This window comes from Streptomyces sp. TAA486 (genome assembly GCF_000426165.1).
The window spans coordinates 707,933-730,062 of the sequence record NZ_AUEV01000001.1 but is presented as its reverse complement, the minus strand read 5'-3'; the positions used below and the strand labels follow the sequence as shown (position 1 = coordinate 730,062).

Annotated in this window: 24 protein-coding genes; 23 read left to right on the top strand and 1 reads right to left on the bottom strand. The window is 70.8% G+C overall.

The annotated features are described in order from the left end of the window. Positions 1–64: 64 nt before the first annotated feature. Positions 65–820 carry a DNA-methyltransferase gene (locus tag I004_RS0103375; RefSeq protein ID WP_028434330.1) on the bottom strand — a complete coding sequence of 252 codons (756 nt, stop codon included), beginning with the start codon at positions 818–820 and terminating at the stop codon, positions 65–67. A 483-nt stretch (positions 821–1,303) separates the two neighbouring features. On the opposite strand from I004_RS0103375, the gene I004_RS0103370 reads away from it, so the two are divergent. The 23 genes from I004_RS0103370 (at position 1,304) to I004_RS0103250 (ending at position 22,114) form a co-directional block, all read left to right on the top strand. Continuing rightward, on the top strand, positions 1,304–2,419 hold the full coding sequence (locus tag I004_RS0103370; RefSeq protein WP_028434329.1) for a C40 family peptidase: 1,116 nt from the start codon (positions 1,304–1,306) through the stop codon (positions 2,417–2,419). A gap of 122 nt (positions 2,420–2,541) precedes the next feature. After that, positions 2,542–2,856: a membrane protein gene (locus I004_RS0103365; protein WP_028434328.1), complete on the top strand. Its 315-nt coding sequence runs from the start codon at positions 2,542–2,544 to the stop codon at positions 2,854–2,856. After that, entirely contained in the window at positions 2,856–3,545 is a 690-nt protein-coding gene (locus I004_RS0103360) for a hypothetical protein (protein ID WP_028434327.1), read from the top strand. Before I004_RS0103365 ends, I004_RS0103360 begins: the two co-directional genes overlap by 1 nt. 40 nt (positions 3,546–3,585) lie before the next feature. Further along, positions 3,586–4,899: an SCO6881 family protein gene (locus tag I004_RS0103355; protein ID WP_028434326.1), complete on the top strand. Its 1,314-nt coding sequence runs from the start codon at positions 3,586–3,588 to the stop codon at positions 4,897–4,899. 92 nt (positions 4,900–4,991) lie between these two features. After that, positions 4,992–6,458 (top strand): SCO6880 family protein, encoded by a 1,467-nt coding sequence (locus I004_RS0103350; protein ID WP_028434325.1) that lies wholly within the window; start codon positions 4,992–4,994, stop codon positions 6,456–6,458. Between the two features lie 86 nt (positions 6,459–6,544). Beyond that, positions 6,545–7,027: a DUF6238 family protein gene (locus I004_RS0103345; protein ID WP_486579708.1), complete on the top strand. Its 483-nt coding sequence runs from the start codon at positions 6,545–6,547 to the stop codon at positions 7,025–7,027. Between the two features lie 107 nt (positions 7,028–7,134). Continuing rightward, on the top strand, positions 7,135–7,677 hold the full coding sequence (locus tag I004_RS0103340) for a hypothetical protein (RefSeq protein WP_028434323.1): 543 nt from the start codon (positions 7,135–7,137) through the stop codon (positions 7,675–7,677). 51 nt (positions 7,678–7,728) lie between these two features. Next, positions 7,729–9,240 carry an ATP-binding protein gene (locus I004_RS0103335; protein ID WP_028434322.1) on the top strand — a complete coding sequence of 504 codons (1,512 nt, stop codon included), beginning with the start codon at positions 7,729–7,731 and terminating at the stop codon, positions 9,238–9,240. Between the two features lie 153 nt (positions 9,241–9,393). Further along, on the top strand, positions 9,394–9,636 hold the full coding sequence (locus I004_RS39345) for a hypothetical protein (protein WP_037974622.1): 243 nt from the start codon (positions 9,394–9,396) through the stop codon (positions 9,634–9,636). A 430-nt stretch (positions 9,637–10,066) separates the two neighbouring features. After that, positions 10,067–10,495 (top strand): hypothetical protein, encoded by a 429-nt coding sequence (locus I004_RS0103325; protein WP_028434321.1) that lies wholly within the window; start codon positions 10,067–10,069, stop codon positions 10,493–10,495. A gap of 34 nt (positions 10,496–10,529) precedes the next feature. Then, entirely contained in the window at positions 10,530–10,997 is a 468-nt protein-coding gene (locus I004_RS31915; RefSeq protein ID WP_051344642.1) for a hypothetical protein, read from the top strand. Further along, on the top strand, positions 10,994–12,148 hold the full coding sequence (locus I004_RS37360) for an HAD family hydrolase (protein ID WP_051344641.1): 1,155 nt from the start codon (positions 10,994–10,996) through the stop codon (positions 12,146–12,148). The genes I004_RS31915 and I004_RS37360 overlap by 4 nt, the downstream gene beginning before the upstream one ends. 171 nt (positions 12,149–12,319) lie before the next feature. Next, complete coding sequence (locus I004_RS39340; RefSeq protein WP_051344640.1) at positions 12,320–12,880, top strand: hypothetical protein; 561 nt, start codon at positions 12,320–12,322, stop codon at positions 12,878–12,880. A gap of 25 nt (positions 12,881–12,905) precedes the next feature. Next, on the top strand, positions 12,906–13,370 hold the full coding sequence (locus I004_RS31895; RefSeq protein WP_486579707.1) for a hypothetical protein: 465 nt from the start codon (positions 12,906–12,908) through the stop codon (positions 13,368–13,370). 98 nt (positions 13,371–13,468) lie between these two features. Beyond that, the gene (locus I004_RS31890) at positions 13,469–14,680 is read left to right on the top strand and encodes an MFS transporter (protein WP_037974620.1); all 1,212 of its coding nucleotides are present in this window, start codon (positions 13,469–13,471) and stop codon (positions 14,678–14,680) included. A 280-nt stretch (positions 14,681–14,960) separates the two neighbouring features. Further along, on the top strand, positions 14,961–15,182 hold the full coding sequence (locus I004_RS0103290) for a hypothetical protein (RefSeq protein ID WP_028434320.1): 222 nt from the start codon (positions 14,961–14,963) through the stop codon (positions 15,180–15,182). A 194-nt stretch (positions 15,183–15,376) separates the two neighbouring features. Next, positions 15,377–16,519: an AAA family ATPase gene (locus I004_RS0103285; protein ID WP_028434319.1), complete on the top strand. Its 1,143-nt coding sequence runs from the start codon at positions 15,377–15,379 to the stop codon at positions 16,517–16,519. Next, complete coding sequence (locus I004_RS0103280; RefSeq protein ID WP_028434318.1) at positions 16,516–18,315, top strand: hypothetical protein; 1,800 nt, start codon at positions 16,516–16,518, stop codon at positions 18,313–18,315. Before I004_RS0103285 ends, I004_RS0103280 begins: the two co-directional genes overlap by 4 nt. A gap of 34 nt (positions 18,316–18,349) precedes the next feature. Beyond that, positions 18,350–18,847: a hypothetical protein gene (locus tag I004_RS0103275; RefSeq protein WP_028434317.1), complete on the top strand. Its 498-nt coding sequence runs from the start codon at positions 18,350–18,352 to the stop codon at positions 18,845–18,847. A gap of 106 nt (positions 18,848–18,953) precedes the next feature. Next, positions 18,954–19,373, top strand: a complete 420-nt coding sequence (locus I004_RS0103270) for a hypothetical protein (protein ID WP_037974919.1) — start codon at positions 18,954–18,956, stop codon at positions 19,371–19,373. Next, positions 19,370–20,650 (top strand): hypothetical protein, encoded by a 1,281-nt coding sequence (locus I004_RS40080; protein ID WP_486579706.1) that lies wholly within the window; start codon positions 19,370–19,372, stop codon positions 20,648–20,650. The genes I004_RS0103270 and I004_RS40080 overlap by 4 nt, the downstream gene beginning before the upstream one ends. A 31-nt stretch (positions 20,651–20,681) precedes the next feature. Further along, a complete protein-coding gene (locus I004_RS0103255; RefSeq protein WP_028434314.1) occupies positions 20,682–21,443 on the top strand; it encodes a hypothetical protein in 762 nt (253 codons plus the stop codon). Next, positions 21,440–22,114, top strand: a complete 675-nt coding sequence (locus I004_RS0103250; RefSeq protein WP_028434313.1) for a hypothetical protein — start codon at positions 21,440–21,442, stop codon at positions 22,112–22,114. Before I004_RS0103255 ends, I004_RS0103250 begins: the two co-directional genes overlap by 4 nt. Positions 22,115–22,130: the final 16 nt, after the last annotated feature.

The following is a 22,130-nucleotide window of genomic DNA, read 5'->3' as shown; positions in this document are numbered from 1 at the left end:
GATCCGGAGAATCCCCGGTTTGGCTAACCGGGGATCATCCGCTATAACCAGGCACCGGGTTTCGTCAGACTGCCAGGACGCAGTCCTCCTGAGTGAGCAACTGCTGCTGCGTCTCCTTCAATCGGTCGGCCGCAACCGCGCTGTAGCGCTTGGTCTTCTCGGCGCCGATGAAGTCGCGGCCTTCCAGCAGCGCGGCCACGCCGGTCGAGCCGGAGCCGGCGCAGAAGTCCAGGACGGCCCCCCGGGGCGGGCAGATCTTCACCAGCTCGCGCATCACCGAGACGGGCTTCTGCGTGATGTGCCTGCGGGTCTTTCCCGAAGGTTGCGATGCGCTGTAGAGGCCGGGCAGGTAGACGGGGTTGCGGGCGGCATCGATGGACCCGTTGGAGGCCCACAGGATGAACTCGCAGTTCTGCGTGAAGCGTCCCTTCTGCGGTCTGGCCTGCGGCTTGTGCCAGGTCAGGATGCCGCGCCACAGCCATCCGGCGGCCTGGATCGCATCGGAGGAGATGGGCAGCTGCCGCCAGTCGGTGAAGATCAGCGCCGTCCCACCAACCTTGGTCAGCCGGTGGGCTTCGGTCATGATCTGGGTGAGCCAGAAGCCGTAGGAGCGCTGGTCCATGTTCTCGCCGGTGAAGTCCGGCAGGTCATGGCCGGCGTCCGCGGAGGTGTACTTCTGCCGCGCGGTGCGGCTGGTGCGCTCCTTCGCGGTGCGCCCGCCGGAGTTGTAGGGCGGGTCGGTGATGACGCTGTCGACGCAGTCATCGGGGAGTCCGGCGAGCACGGTCAGTGCGTCGCCGTGGTGCAGGGAAAAAGGCAAAGAGGCACCCCAATTCGGGTCAGGGGGATGGAGGGGGGAACTCCCGCTCGCGCTTCGGAACAGCACCGAATGGTGACGGGCCTTCAGGAATCCGGGGCGGGGAGACAGCGAGGGGGGATATAAATTGTACGGGCCGATCGCCGGTTGGCCACGGTCACCGTCCAAGAGGCCCGGAATAGAGCCTTGATCGTCGATTTTTTGGTCAACCGGGGATCTGGGCTTACTGTTTTGCAACCGCCCGGCGAACTCCGCCACGGGCAATCCCCCACCCTCATTTACCTCCCCGGCGCCGTGCGCGAGCGGCAACTCGCGTCGGATGCGCCGAAGCATGCGATCACCTACCGAGCCGGCCGTCGCCCTTTCCGCTCCACACCCATGCGGCTGGCAACCACTGCTTCGAAGGAACACCGCTGTGACACACCCCTGCCCGCGACCGCCCGACCCTGCGCCGCTTGTGGCCAACCCGCCTGGAGCGATGACCGGTTGAAGGGCGCAGCCGCCGTCATCGGCGCTCTGTGCCTGTCCCCTCTCCTCCTCGTCGGCACCGTCTCCATGGCGCACAGTGCCGCCGCTGCCTCCTCCACCGGCTGCGCCACCGGAGTGGACATCGACACCGATGCCGTCGGCCGGAAGGTCGCCGCGATCCTGGAGGGCAAGAAGTCCGGGAGGAACGTCCGCGTCGAGGGCCTGGACCTGCCCGGCGAGCAGATCCCCAACGCCAAGGCCATCGTCGCGACCGGTATCTCGCTGAAGGTGCCCGAGCGCGGCCAACGCATCGCGCTGGCCACCGCGATGCAGGAATCCCGGCTGCGCAATCTGCCCTCCGGGGACCGTGACAGCCTCGGGCTGTTCCAGCAGCGGCCCAGCCAGGGCTGGGGAACGCCGCAGCAGTTGCGCGACCCGGTCTACGCCTCCACGAAGTTCTACAAGGCGCTGCTGTCGGTCGACGGCTGGCAGCAGATGACCCTCACTCAGGCCGCCCAGGCCGTGCAGAAGTCCGCCTTCCCCGAGGCGTACGCGCAGTGGGAGAAGCTGGCCCGCGCCCTGCAAACCGCTGTCGCCAAGACCCTCCCGAACAACGGCGGTGCCGACGGTGCCGGGCGGGACGCCACCGCTCCCGGAGCCGACTGTGCTTCGGGCGAGGACGGCTCCGCCTTCGGGCCGATCCCGGAAGGCACGGTCCCGAAGGGCTACAAGGTTCCCAAGGACGCTCCGGCCAAGGTCCGCACCGCGATCAATTGGTCGATGCGGCAGCTGGGCACCCCGTATCAGTGGGGCGGTAGCTGCACCGACGCCCACGGCCCTGACCCGATGAAGCGCTGCGACTGCTCCAGCCTGATGCAGCAGGCGTACGCCGCCGCCGGGATCGAGCTGACCCGCGTCACCTACACGCAGGTCAATGAGGGGAAGCCGGTATCGCCGAAGGCGGTCAAGGCCGGCGATCTGCTCTTCGCCCGCGGCAGCGCCGCACGCCCCGAACACGTCGGCATCGCACTCGGCCGCGGCCTGGTCCTCAACGCCCCCCGCACGGGCAAGCCCGTACGCATCGAGCCGATCAAGGACTGGCAGATCCTCGCCGCCCGCCGAGTCACCTCCTGACGCAGGACCCGCGTCCCGGACGGGCCTGACCGGCACACCTCGCCTCGCGAGCGCCGCCCCCTCTTCGTTCTTCTTCCCTTCCCGCACGGCCCGATCGGCCTGCGTCTGCAAGGAGTCCCGCGATCCCTATGCCTTTGTCCGACCGTCTGATCCACCTCGCCTACGACCCCGGCATCTCCCCCAAGGGAGGCGGACTGCCCGGTCTCGCCGTCCTGCAGAAGGTCGTCTCCTCAATCAACCTCTTCGGCATCATCGCCGTCGTCGGCGCGCTCGCCGTCTCCCTGGGCGTATGGGCCTGGGGCCACCACTCCGGCGGCCACCAGGCTGAGGCCAACGGCAAGAAGGGCGCCGTCATCTCCGCCGGCGCGGCCCTGGGCCTGGGCGCAGCCAACGGTGTCGTCGCCTTCTTCTCCGCCCTCGGATCGCAGGTGAAGTGATGCAGAAACGATTCTCCCTGCTTCCTGTCCCGCTCTTCGGCCATACCAGCAGCTGGTCGGCCGGTCGGCGCATCACCGCCGTCGCTGTCGTCCTCTCTGTACTCCTCGCCGTCGCCGGTTTCGCCGCCTGGCTCACCGGCCGCAGCGACCAGCACAACAAGCCGGCCGCCCCGCCGACTTCCACCGGCCCCTCACCCACGCCCTCCGCCTCCGCGCCAGACGGCTCGGTGGCCACACCGCCCCAGACGGGCGCACCCCTGACCTACGCGAAAGCGGCGGCGCGGATGCTGTGGACCTACGACACCCGCGCGACCAGCCGCGGGCAGCAACTCGCCGGCATGCGCGAGTGGATGACGCCGGAGTCGCGGTATGCGGACTGGGACTCGATCGCCTCGCAGGTGCCGGATCCGGTGCTGTGGTCGCGGATGCGGGACAACGCCCAGCACGCGAAGGCGAAGGTCGGCGAGGCGCACTACCCGGCCGCGTTCAAGAAGGCCGTGGCCCAGGACCCTGCCGCGCTGACCGAGGCCTACATCTACGCCGTCACCGTCACCGGCAAACAGCGCATCGCCTGGAAAAGCGCCGCCGGCGAAGGCGGCGCGGAGGGTCGCAGCGTCACCCTCGCCATCCAGTGCCGCCCCAACCACTCCTGCGCTCTGGTCGCCATCGCCCCCCAGGTCGCGCCCTGACCCGCCACCGCCACCGACACCGAAAGGAGGCCTGACTCAAGTGGACTTCTGTTCCATACCCGTCGCCGGGAACTTGTGTGACACCGCGGACACGGCCGACTTCGTCACCAATCCCGGCGGGGCGTTCGGCGACTGGATGGCCAAGAGCGCCGGTGAACTCGCTGCCACCGCGGTCGACCTGGTCGCCAAAGCCATCGACACCACCACCAAGGTGGACCTGAACGCCGGATGGTTTCGCGAGAACTACGAACTGATCCTGCCCATCGGGCTGGTGATGCTGGTCGCCACCTTCTGCGCCCAGCTCGTGCGCGCGGCGATCCGCCGTGACGGGCAGGCCCTGACCCAGGCCTTCACCGGCACCGCCGCCGGCGTTCTGTTCGCCTTCTCCGCCATCGCCCTGACCACCGTGGCCATCGAAGTCGTCGACGCCCTGTCCGACGGACTGTTCGCCTCGGCCCACAGCAGCGTCGCCGAAGCGGTGCGCCGCATCGTGAAGGTCAGCCAGATCGCCGGCACATCGCAACTGGGCTGGATGGTCACCACCCTCACCGGCCTCGGCGCAGCAATCGGCACCTTCCTGTTCTGGTGCGTGATGATGGTCCGCAAGGTCGGCATCCTCGTCCTGGTCACCCTCGCCGTCTTCGCCGGAGCCGGCGGCGGCTGGGAAGTCGCCCGCAAGTGGCGCAAGGGCTGGATCGAAGCGACCGCCACCCTGATCGTCTCCAAGCTGCTGATGACGATCGTCTTCCTCCTCGGCATCTCCGCCCTGGGAAAAACCCAGCCCATGACCGGCATCGGCGCACTGGCCGATGTCATGTCAGGCATCGTCATCATGGTCCTCGTCCTGCTCTGCCCGTATGCCACATTCAAGTTCGTGCACTGGGCCGCCGAAGGCACCTCCGGCGAAGACATCCACCGCGCCGGCGGCGCAGGCGCACAGATCGCCCGCCAGCACGCCGAACGCGCAGCACGCAAAGCCGCATCCATGGCCGCCACAGCCGGAACCGGCGGAGCCGCCGCCGGAGCCGGAGCAGGTGCCGCACCGCAAGGCCCACCCACCGTCCCCGGCCAGGACCCCGGAGACAGCGGCCAGGACGGCGGCAGCATCTCCCCCGCCGGCGAAAGCCTCAAGAACGCCGCCGAGAAGGGCGTCCAGCCTGCGCCGACCTCCACCACTGACGACACCTCCGGCCAGGTCGGCGGCGCCGGCCCCGGCGGACAGCCGGGCGGAGGAGATTCGTGGGGCACCTCCGACCGGGGCCCTGCTTCACCTGGGCAGAGCGCTCCGCCTTCCTCTGGCTCCGGGTCGGCATCAGGCCCCGCGGCGCCGCCACCTCCACCTGCCGGTCGCTGACCGCTCCGCCATCCCGTGGGACGCGCCGCGTCTTGATGCGTCCCACGGGGGACCTTCCCGCCTGCCTCGTCTCCCCGATGGGTCTTCCCTCCATGTCTGACCTGACCGCCGCCCCGATGACGGTGACGTTCCCGCACCGCTCCCGCCGCGGCGTCCTCCTCGGCCTGTCGTGGCCCCAACTCTCTCTTGTCTCCGCCGCGTTGGCGCTGCTGCTGATGACGGTCGTCACCACAGGGCTCGCCGGTGCGTTCGCGCTCCTCCCGCTGTGGGCCGCGGTCGCTGGACTGGTGGTGCTGCGCCGGCACGGACGCTCGCTGATCGACTGGGCGCCGGTCATCGCCCGCTACCTCCAGCGGCAGCGCACCGGGCAGCGGCTGTGGCTGGCCCGCCCGGTCTCCCGCCCCCGGCAGGACGGGCTGCTGCACCTGCCCGGCACCACTGCCTCGCTGCGGGTCGTCACCCCCGCAGGATCCCAGGCCGCAGCGGTCCACGACCCCCGAGCGCAGAGCCTGACCGCCATCGCGAGGGTCAGTAGCCGTGCGTTCGCGTTGCTGGATACCCCGACGCAGAACGCCAATGTGTCCGGCTGGGGCCGGGCGCTGGCCGGCATCGCCCGCACCGGCCACATCGCTAGCGTGCAGGTGCTCGAGCGCACCGTCCCCGACTCCGGCGACGCACTGGCCCGCCACTGGAAACAGCAAGGCCGACCCGAAACCCCCGTCGCCGGACAGGTCTATACGGATCTTGTGGCGTCCGCGAGGCCGGCTGCCGCCCCGCACGAGGCATACATCGCCATCGCGTTGGACTTGAAGGCCGCACGGCGGCTGGTATCCCAGGCCGGCGGCGGCCTCCCCGGTGCCTTCACCGTCATGGAACAGGCCACCACCTCCGTCGCCCAGGCCGCCCGCAACGCAGGGCTGATGGTGACCGGCTGGCTCACCGCCCGCGAGGTGGCCGCGGTGATCCGCACCGCCTACGACCCAGGTGCGCTGGCCAACTTGCAGCAGTGGTCACCCAGCGGACGCGCCGAAGCCGACCCGGCAGCGGCCGGGCCCGTCGTCCAGGTCGAGGAATACGACCGGCTGGCCACCGACACCGCCAAGCACGCCACGTACTGGGTGGAGAACTGGCCCCGCACCGAAGCCCACCCCTCCTTCCTCCACGGGCTGCTCTTCACCACCGGCGTCCGCCGCTCCCTCTCCCTCATCTACACACCCCAGGGCCTGGAATCTGCCCTGCGTGACGTCCAGCGCCGCAAAGCCACCATCCTCGCCGACGCCGCCGAGCGACGCCGCAAAGGCCAGGTCGACTCCGAGGAAGACAGCGTCGAATACGCCGACGTCAAACAGCGCGAGAAGCAGCTCATCGCCGGGCACGCCGATGTCGCACTGACCGGCCTGCTCACCGTCTCCGCCGAGACCGACGCGGCGCTGGATGCGGCCTGCGCGCAGATCGAGACCGCCGCGACCACCGCCCAAGTCGACCTGCGGCGCCTGAACTTCCAGCAGCCCGACGCCTTCACCCTCGCCGCGCTGCCCCTGGCCCGCACCGCCCTGTAATCCCGGCGCGACCGGCCCCCACGGGCCCAGCGCTGCCCGGACACCTTCCTCTACCCCTGCCCGCGACGCGTGCAGGAAGGACCTCCGTGCCCTCTCCCTCCGTGAGAGCCGCTGAGGGCGGATCGCACCCCTACCTGCGCGCCGCCACCACCGGCATCCGCCACCACACCCGCGCACTCACACCCGAGCGCAAGAGACCGACCGCCGACCATCCAGCAGACCGCGTCCACCTGGACGTCCTGCACACCCACCTCACCGCCCTCCACCAGCTCCTCGACCAACTCGCCGCCGCCACCAGGCCCCCGTATCCGGCAGCCGGGCGCCATCTCGCTGCCGCGCACGCCCGCCTGTGGCAGGCCACCGCCGAGATCCACGGCGCCTTCCACACCCTGCCCCTGACCGACGGCACTCTCACAGCCGGTTCAGAGGACTGCGATCCGCAGCGCCTGATCGACGGGCCGCCGGTGCTGACGATCTGCCAGCGCCACCTCGCGGCAGGCCACACGGTGCGGCGCAAGACCACCCCCACCGACCTCACCTCGCCCGTCCACGGCCACGCCGCCGGCTGACCACAGCCCGCTGGCGCAGCCGTCGGGGCTGAACACCCAGACCTCTCTCCCGCGCGGGCCCTCTCTGGTGCCCGCTCTCCCCTCCCCGCTCGACAGAAGGAATCCGCATGCCCATACGCAAGCCCGCCACCACCGCAGTGGCCACGGCCCTGCTGACCGCGTCGCTGGCCGGTGCCGGTCTGGCCGGTGCCTCCCCGGCATCGGCCGCTGAAGCCGCCCACTACCACTGCAAGACCAGCAGCAAGAGCATCGATGACCCCGGCTACACCGGCCCGTGGGCCGACAACTGGGACATCAAGGTGAAGCTGTGCGCCAAGCGCTCCGGCTCCCACGTGCGCACCGTCGCCAAGGTGGCCTGGGACGGCCCGGTCTACGCCAAGGACGTCAAGATCTTCGACGGCGCCAACTTCCGCCTGCAGGCCAAGAAGTCCAAGTCCGGCAAGGTCGTGAAGGGCAAGACCTTCCGCGGCATCGAGCCGAAGCTGGAGAGCGACGACGCCAACGGCAACCACAACGGCTCCTACACCACCGGCCACGTCACCACGAAGATCAGCGGCAAGGCACGTGCCGACGGCAAGCTGCGCCTGAACTGGAACAACGACGGACGCGGCTACCGCACCTACTTCTACGCCGCCTCCCCCCGCGTGTAACCCCCACACGCAACCGCCGTTGATCCTGCTGCCCGTGGAGCCTGACTTTCGATGACCCACCGCCGCGCCGACCGCAACGCCCGACGTGCCAGCGCCTCAGCGCTGTTCACACCTCACGGCACCGACCGTGCCGAGCGCAGGGCGACGCGGCGTCAGGTCGCCGAAGCCACCGCGAAGGCCCACGCGTCAGCAACCTCCCGCCCCGCCGCCACCGCGGCGGGGCGGGAGACGCCCCCGCCGCTCTACCCCGCCACCGGACGCCCCGGCCCGAACTCCGCACGTGGCAACAAACTGAAACTGCCCGCGCATCGCATGACCACCGCGGTCGCCGCCGGCGCCTACCCGTTCCTCGCCGAAGGCGGACTCGGCGCGGAAGGCATCTACATCGGCCGCGACGTGCACGCCGAAGCCAGCTTCACCTTCGACCCCTTCACCCTCTACGGCAGGATCGAGGGCTTCACCAACCCCAACGTCCTGCTCGCCGGGGTCATCGGCCAGGGCAAGAGTGCGCTGGCCAAATCCTTGGCGTTGCGCTCGGTCGCCTTCGGCTACCGCGTCTACGTCCCCTGCGACCCCAAAGGCGAATGGACACCCGTCGCCTCTGCCCTGGGCGGCACGACCATCGCCCTGGGCCCTGGCCTGCCCGGGAAACTCAACCCCCTGGACGCCGCCCCGCGTCCGGCGTCGGTCTCGGAGGCGGACTGGGCGGGTGAGATCCGCAAGCGGCGTCTGCTGCTGCTCGGATCACTGGCCCGCACCGTCCTGGGCCGGGAGCTGAAGCCGATGGAGCACACCGCACTCGACGTCGCCCTCGACACCGTCGTCACCCAGGCGACGGCCGGCCGTACGCCGCTGCTCGGCGATGTCGCCGCCCAGTTGAATGACCCCGACGCGCTCGACAGAGCCGCCGGCGTGATGTCCGGGCGGCTCGGGGACGCCGCCCGCGACCTGGCGCATGCCCTGCGCCGCATGGTCCACGGTGACCTGGCGGGGATGTTCGACGCTCCCTCCACTCACGCCTTCGATCCGAACTCCCCGATGCTGTCCATCGACCTGTCCCGGCTCGGCGGTGGCAGCGATGACACCGCCCTCGTGCTGGCCATGACCTGCGCCTCGGCCTGGATGGAATCCGCCCTCGCCGACCCCGACGGAGGCAGACGCTGGGTCGTCTACGACGAAGCCTGGCGCCTGATGCGCCACGCCGGACTCCTGGAGCGCATGCAGGCCCAATGGAAACTCAGTCGCGGCCTCGGCATCGCCAACCTCATGGTCATCCACCGCCTCTCCGACCTCCTCACCGCAGGAGACGCAGGATCACGCGGCCGGGCCCTGGCCGAAGGACTCCTCGCCGACTGCTCCACCCGCATCATCTACCGGCAGGAAACCGACCAACTCACCGCCGCCGCAGGCCTCCTCGGCCTCACCAGCGTCGAAGCCCAGGCCGTCTCCCACCTCGGTCGCGGACGCGGCATGTGGAAAGTCGCCGGACGCTCCTTCATCGTCCAGCACCTCCTCCACCCCCACGAAGCAACCCTGTTCGACACCGACGCCCGCATGCACTAAGGACCCAGCGAGATCACGAACAACGGCGCCTGGCTCCCATGAACCTGCGGGTTCATGGGACGACGGAATCTCGTACGGACGCGGCCTCCCCATCCCCGGCGAGCGCACACGGCCACCGCCCCTCCCCAAACAAATTGAGGAGTACCGAGCAGAATGCATCGCCCCCGAAACCTCACCGACGAGGAGTGGGCCGACTACCAGCAGTGCCAAGACGAGCACGACGACCTGATGGCCCAAGTCGCCGACCGCGAGGCGCAGATGGAAGCGGGCCTGATCGATTCCTACGACGAGTACGAGTTCACCTGGGAATACCCCGACCCCGCACCCCGGCCGCAGAACTCAAACGCTGCACCGGGACCACCCATCCCGCCTCCCAGGCGACACAACCGCCGATAGGCCGATGCCGCCCAGTAGATCATCACGCTCCCTCCGTGGCACCAAGCTCTGGGGGCAGAGGCCCCCTGGGTTCGGAGGATTCCTGGCCGAGCCGGACGCGCAGACGCCCCGTTCCTTTGCACGAGCGGCACGCTTCGACATACGACCCCGCTCCGGTCAACACTCTCTCCCCGTCACCGCTGCCCTCACAGGCAAGGCAGCGGATGGGCATCTCGGGCGTCGGCAACTCGACGCACCTCCCCGCAACCACGTTCACGTCACACGACGTTCAACGCTCCCCGGCTGTCCCAGTCACCTCAACGATCGGCCCTCCGGCCCGGGGCCACTCCCGGCATCCGCTGTCACTCACCGTGTGCCCGTTGCTTGGACGCGGATTCACTGCGCCCCTGACAAGCCCCCTGTTCCGTACCCCGTCTGAAAGCTGACCGACGTGAGCAACGAGATGCCGGAGCCTGATCCGGTTCAGGCAGCGCTGAACACCGCCGGGGAGGTCATCACCGCCCTCACCGGTCAGCTGGAGGAGATCTGGCACCCCGGTGAAATGGCCTGGCAGCTACACGTATTGGCCGCGAATGAGGACAGCCTCCTCGCCCGCCTCGAACGCCACCTCCTTCAGACCGCCAACTGGTGCCAGGCAGAAGGAACCTCGACCGGCCGGCGCAGCGCCGCCGAACTGGCCGGCGCCGCACAGCAACTGGACGACGTACGCCGGGCCGTCACCCGTCAGACCGGACCACTGACCAACCTCGCGCAACAGCCCCCCACGGCTGGCCCAGCCGGAACCGCCACCGCGGATGTGACACAGCGAAGGTTGCCGCCCGCCCCCGGCAACCTCCGCTCACCGCACCGCCGCCGCTGAGCCGCACCCAACCCGCCCTGACCCACCTGGAGTTGTGATCGACCGCCCTGCCGATTTCGAGCTGTACGACAACGTCGGCCGCACCACCGAACAGATCCACGCCTACAACACGGGCGCCCCCACCGATGACGACCTGCGCCGCTGGGGCCGCACCGATCGCCTGGAACCACCAGGCCGGATCCTGGCGGCCTGGAGTGAACGCCTGGCCGCAAGCAGCGACCTGAGCGAGTTCCAGGAGACGCTGCGGTCGGTCCTGGACGGCGAAGACGACGCGCTGGGCCGTCTGCACCAGTTCTTCGAGACCGCACAGATCTGGTGCGAGGAACAAGCCCATCCCGGCCTGGCTCCGCGCTTCCAGGCCGCAGCCGAGACACTGCAGACCCTGTATGAGGACCTCGTCCTCGCCGCACCGGTCTCCCGTACCAGCGCGGTTCCCGCCCCGGCGGCCGTGACACCGCGGGCCCCGAAGCCGACGCCAGATGCGCTGGGGAGGCGCCGATGAGCACCCCTACCGGAATCCACATCGTGTGGGACTGGAACGGCACCCTCAAGGACGACGTCACCGACCTGACCGGCGCGCTCAACGCCGCCATGGCCGTGCTGGGCGCCCCGCCGTTGAGTACCGCGGTCTACCGGGCGCGGCATCGCCTGCCGATTCGGGACTTCTACGGTGATCTGCTCGGCCGGCCCCTGACCGACACCGAATGGGCCGCCGCGGAGATCGCCTGGGCCCACCACATGGCGCAGCGCACTCCCACACTCCGGCCCGGCGCGAAGCAGCTGCTGCAGGCAGTGCGGGCGCAGGGGCACACCCAGTCCCTGCTCTCCCTCGCCACGCACGCCACGCTGCACGACGAAGTCGCTGCCCTCGCCCTGGGCGGGCACTTCATCCGGATCGACGGCCGGCGCACCAGCACAATCACCGGTAAGACCGGCGCGCTGGCCGAGCATCTCTTCGCGCTGGTCCCCTCCGTGGCTCCGGAGCGGGTGCTGGTGATCGGAGACAGCCTCGATGACGCCCACGCTGCCCGAATCTGCGGCGCCCATCCTGTGCTGGTCACCGGCGGGCTGCAGACCACCGAGCAGCTGCACCAAGCAGGAGTGCCGGTCGCCGAGTCCCTCGACCACGCCGTCCAACTCGGCCTGGACACCCTCACGCTCGAAGACCCGGCGCTGCGCGAAGGCCAGCAGCTGGCTCCGCTGCCCGATCACCGCCACGTCGAGACCACCTGGTGGCGCACGCTGTGGCACCGCCACGCGCACGTGACGACCCCGCTACGCCAGCGCGGCCTGGTCTGCGACGTCGAGTTCGGGAACAACGACTACCTCATCCACGCCCGGCTGCCCGGCAACGGTGTGCTGACCATCGGCCCGCAGGAGGACCCGCCGAACCTGACCCCCGGCCGGCCCGAGGGATGGCTCGTCACTCTTGAACACCCCGACCAGGCCCAGGACGTCGTCTATGACTCCCGCCCCGGCGGCCCGCAGCAACGGCACGGCCCGGACATCGCCCCACTCCTCGAGGCGGTCGACGTCCGCCTCACCGAACTCGGGCTGCTCCCCGACCCCCCACGGACACGCACTGCCACCGCGGGCATGCCACGGCTCCCGGGTGCCGGACCTCGGGAGGCGGCCCGCTCCCGCCGCCGCTGACGGCTGCCAGGCCACACCGCGGTCTCGGGAGTGGACGGCCGAGCACGCTCAGGGCCGACTCGGCCGCCCGCCCCGCCCAACCCACCAGCCACACGCTACGGGCCCGCCTTCACCGGCTCGGCCGGCCGCGCCGCCCCGGAGCACCCGTAACAGAAAGCCCGCAACACCCCTATGCCTTCAACTCCTTCGCCGCGTGACCCGGCCTACGAGCGTGCCCTGCACCATGTGGCCGCGACGCTCCCCCGGCGCACGGACCTGGGCACCTTCACCCAGCAGGTTGCCGACGCGCTGCCGGACCGGTGGAGCGCGAGCGTCGAGGACTGGTCCCAGCCCCGTGACCAGCACGAGCTGTGCGGCCACCTGTGGGACAACGCCAACCTCTCCTGGGCCACCTCCGAATTCCGCCTGCCACGCGCCGCGCTGCTCACCTCCGGCGACTACACCCAGCTCCTGGTCATCGACCGGCCCCTGCACCTGGAGCAGTTCCTTATCGGCGCCCTCGCGCCGCTGGGATACGACATCGAACACCTCGGCGACGACAGCGCCCCCTACGGCATCGCCGTACGAAACCAGCCGGCCCGCGCCGCCCACTCCGTCCACACCCGGCTGCTGCCCCGCTACTACGCCGCCCGCCAGGCCCGCCTCGCCCACCCCACCCCCAAGCCCTACCGGCCCCACCCGGCGCTACCCGCTCGGCCGGCGGGTACGCGATCGGCCGCCCGGCGGCGCTGACCCAGAGACAAGGACACCCCGGCCCGTGGATCCACCCCACTTCCACTTCGGCTTCCATCCCGAGCACGGCTTCGTCGCCAAGGCCACCGCGGGCATCTCCCGGCATCTGGCCGAGTGGTACCTGACCCGCGAGCAGTTCGAACCCCTCCCAGGCGCACCGGACCTGTACCGGCTCGCTCGGCCTGAGCAGGACGGCATGCGCCGCGGCCGCCAGGCCGTCACCGACCTGCGCGCGCACGGCTTCACGATCCAGGCCGACCCAGCACTCGACCCCGAACTGACGCCCACACCCCGACAGCCCGTCATGCACGAGCAGTTGTCCGCAGGCCGGAACCGACTCGTCCAGGCTGCTGCCTCCCGCTCACCCCAGCGCGGACCGGCACTCACCACCGAGCGCTCCGCCAAGTCCGCCACCAACGCTGCCCGCACGCCATGGCCGGCCCGCTCTGCCGTGATCGGAGCGCCTCAACGCCTGCGACGAGGCCGGTAAGCACAGCCCGTTCCTCAACGCCTCGCCCACGCCACTGAGTTCACGCGGCGGCAACGGCGTGTCTTCCTCCGGCCTCTACCGAAAGCTCCCGCACACCATTGACGCTCCGTCACCACACGCACGGCCCGCCCGCCGAAGCATCCAGCAGCTACCAGGCCGTCCTCACCTCGCCGCACGTCGCCCGGCTGCTGGCCGGCACGCTCATCGGCCGTATGCCCTGCGGCATGATTCCCCTCGCCATCCTGCTCCTGGTGCAGTCCCGCCAGGCCCCGCTCGCTCTGGGCGGGCTGCTGACTGCCGTGTACGGACTCGCCTACGCCCTCTCCCAGCCGCTGCTGGGGCGCATGGTGGACCGGCGCGGACAGACCCGCGTGATCACCACCGCCACCGCCGTGGCGACGACCGCCCTGCTGGCGCTGCCGCTGACCGACCCGACCGCGCAGCCACTGCAGATGGCCGCTCTCGTCCTCATCGCCGGAATTTGCAACCCTCCGCTCGAACCCGGCCTGCGTGCGCTGTGGCCGACCGTGCTGCCCGAACCGGCACCGCGGCACACCGCACTGACCCTGGACACCTCCACCCAGGGGCTGGTCTACATCCTCGGCCCGCCTCTGACCGCGGCCCTCCACGCCGCCGTCGGCCCGCAGTTGATGCTCACCGCGATAGCGGCACTGGGTGCGTCAGGCACCCTCGCCGTCCTGACCGCGACGCCCTCACGGACCTGGCGGCCAGCACCGCGGCACCACGATCCGGCCGGGCCGCTGCGAAGCCGGGGTCTGCGCCTGCTGTTCACCGCGCTGGCCGGTGTGGGGATCGCCATTGGCGCGCTGAACGTCCTGGCCGTCGGCGCCGCCGAGCGCCATGAGGCGGAATGGCTGGCCGGGACACTGCCCGCCGCGCTACCGGCAGGCACGCTGCTCGGCGGCCTGCTCTACAACTGCCGGGCCTGGCCCAGCTCGAACGCCGCCCATCTCCTCGCGGGCGCCGGCGGATTCGCCATCGGCTGGCTGCCGCTGCTGTCCGATCCCGGACCGACTGCGGCAGTGCTTCTGGTCGCCGTCCCGGGGATGTTCCTGGCGCCGCTGCTCACCTCCTCCTTCCACGCCGTGCACACCCTCGCCCCCGCCGGCACGGCCACCGAAGCGTCCGCCTGGCTCATCGCGGCCATCGGCATCGGCCAGGCCGCCGGCACCGCACTGGCCGGACTCACCACCGACTCCGGACCGACGGCCATCGCGGCACTCCCCGCCGCGGGCGCCGCAGCCGCTTTCGCGCTCCTCCACTCCGGCCGCCGCCAGCTGACGGCCTGAGCCCTCCTCAACTCGTCCCTTCTGTAAGGAGATCCCCGATATGGCTGTTGTTGGTACACCCGGCTATCGGAACGCGCGGAAAGGCGAGTCAGATAGCTGCGGGGCGGTGAGGCCCGCCCTGGAGCATGTCGGCAGTCATTGCCCATCGTTCGTGGTCCAGCCACACACCGTTGATGTGCTGGAAGCTCCGGGCCCGCCTCACCTTCGCCCGACACCCCACCGCTTTCCCGCCACCACCGATAGGAGATCCGCCTTGCCCGAAGCACCAGCAGAGCCGTTCATGACGATTCGGCACACCATCACCGGCGAGATCACCACCACCGGCTACAACGCCGCCGCCCGGCGGATCCTGCTCCAGGCCGGCTTCGAAGAGACGCCAGGCTGCGCCTGCCGAGCGACGGAACCCGGTACGGAGCGGACGCACGGGCCTGCTCGGCAGCCAGCGAGCTGCTCGTCGCCGGCCATCCCCTCCACCTGGACCGAGCCCTCGGTCGGCCGGTGAGCGCCGACGGTACGCCCCGGTTGGCCCGGTCGCCGATGTCGGCACAGTCCGTGATCCGCTCCGAGAGCGGCCAGCCTCTCCAGCGCATCGCCAACCCCGCCCGCACCGGCACCTGTTGAAGGGGCCTCGTTTTGACCACACCCGGACCGCCTACCAGTCCAGCGCGCACCAAGGGCGGCGAACTACGGGCCAAGGTGGCCCGACTGCTGGCCGACCGGCCGGCGGACACGCTCACCATCGGGGACATGGCCAGGCAGCTGGGCCACTCCCACGGCGCCGTCCGCAACGCCGCCCTCACCCTGGTGCGACGCGGCGAGGCCGACCAAGGCGGAACCGGCCAACCGGAGTTCCGCGCGAACGCGAAAACCGCCGCAGCCGCACAGACCGCTGTGATCAGCCCACCGGGCACCCACTCTCCCCGCGCCCAGGCGGCCACGACCCGCACGACCATTCCCGCAGCAGCCACGCCCAGGCAGACCGGCCCGATCCGCCGCACGGGGGGCCAGGCCTACCACCCCCGGGAGCTGGCCGATCTGCCCGACGTCGAGGCGTTGAATCGCCTGCGCGACGCCGACGTGCCGGTGCTGCTCTACGGCCCTCCGGGCACCGGCAAGACGAGTCTGGTCGAGGCGGCGTTCCCGGACCTGCTCACCGTCGCCGGTGACGGCGACACCACGGTCGGCGACTTGGTCGGCGAGTACACACAGGACGACGCGGGAGCCTACGTCTTCCAGTACGGTCCGCTGGTCACCGCGATGACCGAGGGCCGCGCCCTGCTGATCGACGATGCCACCTTGATCTCACCGAAGGTCCTGGCGGCGCTGTATCCCGCGATGGACGGGCGCAGGCAGATCCAGGTCAAAGCCCACAAGGGCGAGACCATCAAGGCCGAGCCGGGCTTCTACGTCGTGGCGGGCCACAATCCCGGCGTCCACGGGGCGGTTTTGACGGAGGCGCTCGCGAGCCGGTTCAGCGTGCAGATCCAGATCGGCACGGACTATGACCTCGCCCTGGCGCTGAGGATCGATGCCCGGGTGGTCCGGGTCGCCCGACACCTCGCCCACCAAGTCGAACTCGGCGAGCTGGGCTGGGCCCCCCAACTGCGGGAACTGCTCAGCTACCAGAAGACCGAGGCCGTCCTCGGCACCAAAGCCGCGCTCGCGAACCTCGTCGGCATCGCCCCTGTGGAGGATCGCGACGCCGTCGCCGCCGCCGTCATCAAGGCTGCCGGCGTCAAGGAGATCGCGCCCCTCACCCTCGGCAAGCAGCTCCCCGCCTCAGCCGCCCGGCAGCCCCCGGGCAGCACCGGCTCCGCGCACCGGGGCCGCTCGCGATGAGCGCCCACCACCACGTCCAGTCCCCCGCCACCACGCCGGACGACGACGCCGACCTCGCGCGATGGGACGACGACGGCGCCCCGCCCGCGCAACCCCGTTCCTCCCCGGACACGTGGCTGCGCGTGGGAGCCGAACTCGGCGACCGGCTGGTCGCCCTCTCCGGCCGCCAGGACCTCCTCGTCACCTGCCGCCCCGGCACGCGCAGCGGCGCACCGGCCGCGTTCTTCCCCACTCTGGGCGAGGTCGAGTTCGACGCCCGCCTGTTCGCCCCGCTCCAGCCCCACGAGATCCATCCGCGGATCGTGGGCGACGAGGAGCGGTATCCCGCCGCCTGGGGAGTGTTCGTCCACGAGGCCGCGCACGCTGCCCACTCCGTCTGGACACAGCCTGCCGGAGCGAACCCCCGTCTCGTCGAGGCCGCGCTCCTGCTGGAGGAGAGCCGCGTCGAAGGCGCACACCTGATCACGCGGCCCACGGACCGCACGTACCTGCGCACCAGTGCCCGAACCCTGGTCATGCCCGACATCACCCACCCCACCCTCCAGGGCATCGAGCACGCCGCCGCCGTGGCGGCCCTGGTCCTCGGCCGCCGTGACGTCGGCATCATGGACGCCGGCGAGACCCGGGCCGTCGCCGATCTGTGCGAAAAGGTGCTGGGCGCAAACCTGCTGGCCACACTCACCCGCATCTGGACCGCGGCCCACCAGTGCGCCGACCACGACGCCACGACCATGCTCGCGCACGCTCAAAAATGGTGCGACGCTCTGGACACCGCAGCCCCCACCCTGCCCGTGCCGGAGAACCTCACCGATCTGCTGTCCGGCGCCGTGGGGGTCGTCATGGACAGCACGGCAGCCACCGACGCCGCCGACCTCGCGGCACAGGCCGCAGCGACCAACGCCATGGCCGCGCAGTCCAAGGCGCAGGCTCAGGACCGCACCCAGCGGGCCGGCCAGCGACGCAAAGCCGCCGCCACCGCCAAGTCGGTCTTCAACACCCGTGGCACCACCGTCACCCCCGACGGCACACCGGCGCCCTACGACAACCCGGTCACCGGCACCCGCAGGCCCACCACCGCCGAGCAGAGTGCCGCCGCCCGCCTGAGCCGCGCCCTGCGTGCCGCCGCCTACCGCGAGCGGACCGAGGAGCGGACAACCAGCCCCACCCCGCCCGGCCGCCTCAACATGCGCGCGGCCCTCGCCCGCGACGCTCAGCGCGCGGCCGGGTCGGTCCCCACCGCGGAACCCTTCACCCACACCCGCCGCCGGAACTCCCCCACCCCACCGCTGCGTGTGGGTATCGCCGTCGACGTCTCCGGCTCCATGCATGCCGCCTGCGCGCCCGTCGCGTCCGCTGCCTGGATCGTGGCACGCGCAGCAGCCCTGACCGACCCCGACTCCCGTACCGCCACCATCGCCTACGACAGGCACCTGACCGCATTGACCCGACCCACCCACCGAGCACCAGAGCGCGTGACGACGTTCGATGCCAACGGCGGCCACCACAACCTCGGCGACGCCATCGACGCACTCGACCACGGCCTCGAACTCAGCCGCCCCGGCGCCGGCCGCCTCCTCGTGATCGTCACCGACGCCCGGTACGGCAGCGACGAAACCGCTCAAGCCGTCACCCGCGTCAAGCAGCTCACGACCGCCGGCTGCGCCGTACTCCAGCTCACCCTCACCGCGAAGTCCCACCACTTGCCGGGGACCACCTTGCTGCACCTGCCCCAGCCCTCCAGCGCTCCCGCCGCCATCGCCACGGCGGCCACAGACGCCATCCGCAGGACACGCTGAGACGACACAGAAGACAGAAAGCAGGAACAACCACGTGGCAATCCGTACGCACTTCGACGTCGACCACACCTGTGGCCACACCGTCGAGCACGATCTGTCCGCCCGCCCGGCCGACAAGCGCGCCGCCTTCGCCCGCTGGCTCGCCGCGCGGGAATGCACCGACTGCTGGAAGACCACCCGCGAAACCGAAGGACCCAGCACCCAGGAATGGCTGGAGGCACGACGGGCCCAGGAACAGGCCGAAGCCCGCGCCTGGGCCACCCGCTACGACATGCCGCCCCTGGACGGACCGCCCAAGACCCTCGATTGGGGCGAACGCTCCCGCCACCAGCTCGTCGTCGCCGCGCACACCGCACTGGTCGTCGAAGGCCCCTGGCACGAGACCGACTGGACGCCGGTCGAGGAGAAGGCCCGCACGATCACCCGGGCCGGATGGTGGATCGACCAGCGCGACGCCGACGGAACCGACCTGCCCGAACTGCTCGAGGCAGCCACCACCGACGACATCGGCACCGAGAACCCCTTCCGGTAACCACCACCCCCGTCCATAGCGCCGGAAGCCCGGTTAGCCAAACCGGGCCTTCTCCGGACCATGGAAAGCCCGGCCGCCAGCCCCACCTCTCGTGAAGGACCCGCTCGTGTCCGAAGCCGCCTACCGGCCGCCGCACATACCGGCCGACCCCGTCACACCCGAACGCGACATCACCCACGCCCACTTCGCGCCCGGCGACCGCATCGTCATCATCAAAGGAGCCTTCGGCGGCGACCTGTGCGGCGAGGAGATGACCGTCGTCGCCCCCTCTTGGCACACCCCCACCGACGAGGACGGCTGGCGGCTGCGCAACCCCCACGGCGGAGCGCACACCTTCATCACCGCCCACCCCCGCCACCTCATACACATCGAGCGCTACTGCCCCGACTGCACCAGCCACCTCAAAGCCCTCGCCGACGTCCTGCTCCCGCAGATGCCCACCGACCGCGTCGTCGACGGCCGCTGGTACACCCTCAACGCCCTCGATCACCTCATCCACAACCGCGACCAGAGCAGCGGCCGTTGATCCCCCGCGTTCACTCCCGCGAGGTCTCCGCCGCCCCTGCCCTCGCCCTGGCGCTGGGCCGGGAAGCAACCACCGAAGAGGCCTTGACCGAGTACACGATCGTCGCCCACTGGCCGGGCCTGGACTACCTCACCCCGGACGACGAGCAGCGGCTGTGGACCGCCGTCGACTGGAGCAACCTCCTTGACGACCCGAACCACGCTCGCAGGGAAGGCGACCGCGACTCGGTGTGGCACCTGAGCCTCCGGCTCCACCCACGCGACCGCACCCTCACCTCACCGGAGTGGTCCGAGATCGCGCACCGCCTCGCACGGACCGCCGGCATCGCCGTCCCGGGAGACGAGCAGCCGTGCCGGTGGATCGCCGTCCAGGGCCAGAGCGGACGGCTGGACCTGATCGCGAACCTCATCCGTCCCGACGGCACATGGACCGCACTGCCACACCGGCTCCTCCCCCTCCTCGCGAACGAGACGCGCCGCCTTGAGGCCGAACTCGCACTGGCCCCGATCAACGACGGCCTGACAGGCCATGCCGCCACGCCCTCACCCCGACCAGCTCAGTCCTGGAAGCTCTCCATGCCCCTCGCCGACCGGCACCTGGACATCCGCCACGACCCGCACTCCGGGGAAGTCCTCGCCCGCGGCGGGGACATCGAGGCGCACAGCATCCTCCAGCGCAGCGGGTTCGTTCCCGTGGTGCGTCTTCACGAGCACTACCACCGGCTGCCCACCGGCCTGGAGTACGACGACGCGATCCGCCTCGGCAAGCATGCGGTCGCCCGCCTGACCGCGGCCGGTTACGACGTCGATCACGACGCGGCCTTCATCACCGGGCGCCGCATCCTGCACGAACCCACCCTCGGCGACCACGTCGCCTCTCTCACCCGCCGCATCCGCGAAGCCGACCACACCGAGCAAGTCACCGACGCCCTCACCGAGCTGACCGCTCCAGGCGACGGCGTGCTCGCGGCCGTAGGCGAAGTCCTCGCCGCCACCGCCGACTTCCTCCAAGACCTCGGCGAGAGCGCCGATCCCCACTACGCGAACCGGCTGCGCTACCTCGCCTCCGAGCGCCTGAGCATCCTCGTCTCCGATGTCGGCTTGATCCGCGACGAGCTGGCCGACCGGCACACCCGGCACCCGCACCGCGCCCTCTGCCCACAACAGGTCGCCGCTGAGGAGCGGGAGGCCTCGGTCAGCTGCCCCTGCCCCGCCCCCACCCCAGGTCCGCCCCAGCCGCCACCCGGCCCCGGCGCCGCACCCGGCCGCCGCCGGTAGAACCCCTTCAACTCCCGTCCTGTGGAGAGGAATGCCCCGAACCGATACCCGCGACCTGGAGTCCTTCGCCGCCGCCCTCGCTGAGCAGCTGCCCGGCACCTGGTCCAGCGAATACCACCAACACGCCGCCTACCCTGATCAGTTCCCCATCGCGGCGGACCTGTGGGACATGAACCTCGTCTCGACCGCCGTGACCGACGTCGTCCTCGGGCACGACGCCGTCCTCACCCACCAGGACGGCAGACGCCTGTACGTCATCGACCGCCCCGCGCACGGCGGTGAGTATCTCGTCGGCGCCCTCGCCCCACCTGAGACGGAGCCAGAGGCCTTCCGTGGTGTCCGGGAGCCTGACGGCGTCGCGGTCCCCGCTAACCCGGTCCAAGCCTCCCGGGACGTCGCATCCGATCTGCTCCCCCGCTACGAACAAGCCCTCGGCCAGGTCCGCTATAACGCCGAACACCCGGCGCCGGCACCGGCCGCCCCGGCTCCGGAGCCCGAGCGTGTGGTGATGACCTGGTACGGCGACGGCGTCATCACCGCCAAGATCCCCAGCCAAGCGGCAGCCACCGCGCTGCACAGCAACGGCTTCACCTGGGACCCCGCCGAACTCGCCTTCGTCCTGCCCGCCAGTGACACCGCCGAGCAAGCCCACCACGTCCAGGCCGCCGCAGCACAACTCGCCGACCTGGGCATCGGCGTCCTCATGCGCCACCCGCCCCGCGACACCGACCCGGCCACCGCCCCGTGCCCGCCGGCACACCAGCCCGCACCGACACGGGGACGTACGCGATGAGCATCGGCCAAGCCCCGGAGTCGGAACCGCAGTTCTTCGTCCAGGACTACATCTCCATCAGCCGGGACCACCGCACCGGGCTGGTCATCGCCCTCGGGGGCACCGAGCGCGCGGCCGGGATCCTCCAGACCACCGGACACTTCCTCCCCGCCCCTGGGCCGCTGGGCACCTACCACCGCCAACCGCGCACACTGCCCGTCGAGGAACAGCGCCAGGGCGCCACCGCCGCCGCGCAGCATCTGCTCCTCGCCGGATTCAGCGTCCACCTCGACCCCTCACTCGACGTGCTGAGCACCGTCGACTCCGACCGTGCCGCGGCCCACAGGTACCTCGCGCAGCTCGCCGCACGTGCCGGCGCCGCCGCTGACGACCGTCAGGTGGCCGAGGTGCTGAGCGAACTCGTCGCGCCGAACGACGGGATGCTCCCGCGGATGCTGATGACGGTGGTCTCCGCCTGGGCCCCCTGGACACGACGGCTGGAAGCAGCCGGGCAGGAACCGGTACTGCCGGAGGCGCTGATGAACGCCGCCGCCAGCATCTCCCGGCAGGCCTGGCAGATCGAGCAAATCCGCAACAACGCCGCAGCACGCCCCTCCACCGATGCGGCACCGCACGGCCCGGCAAGTGCACCCCCTCAAGCCGACCGCGACCCTCCACAGCGCAAGCGCTGACCCGACGAACAGGAGC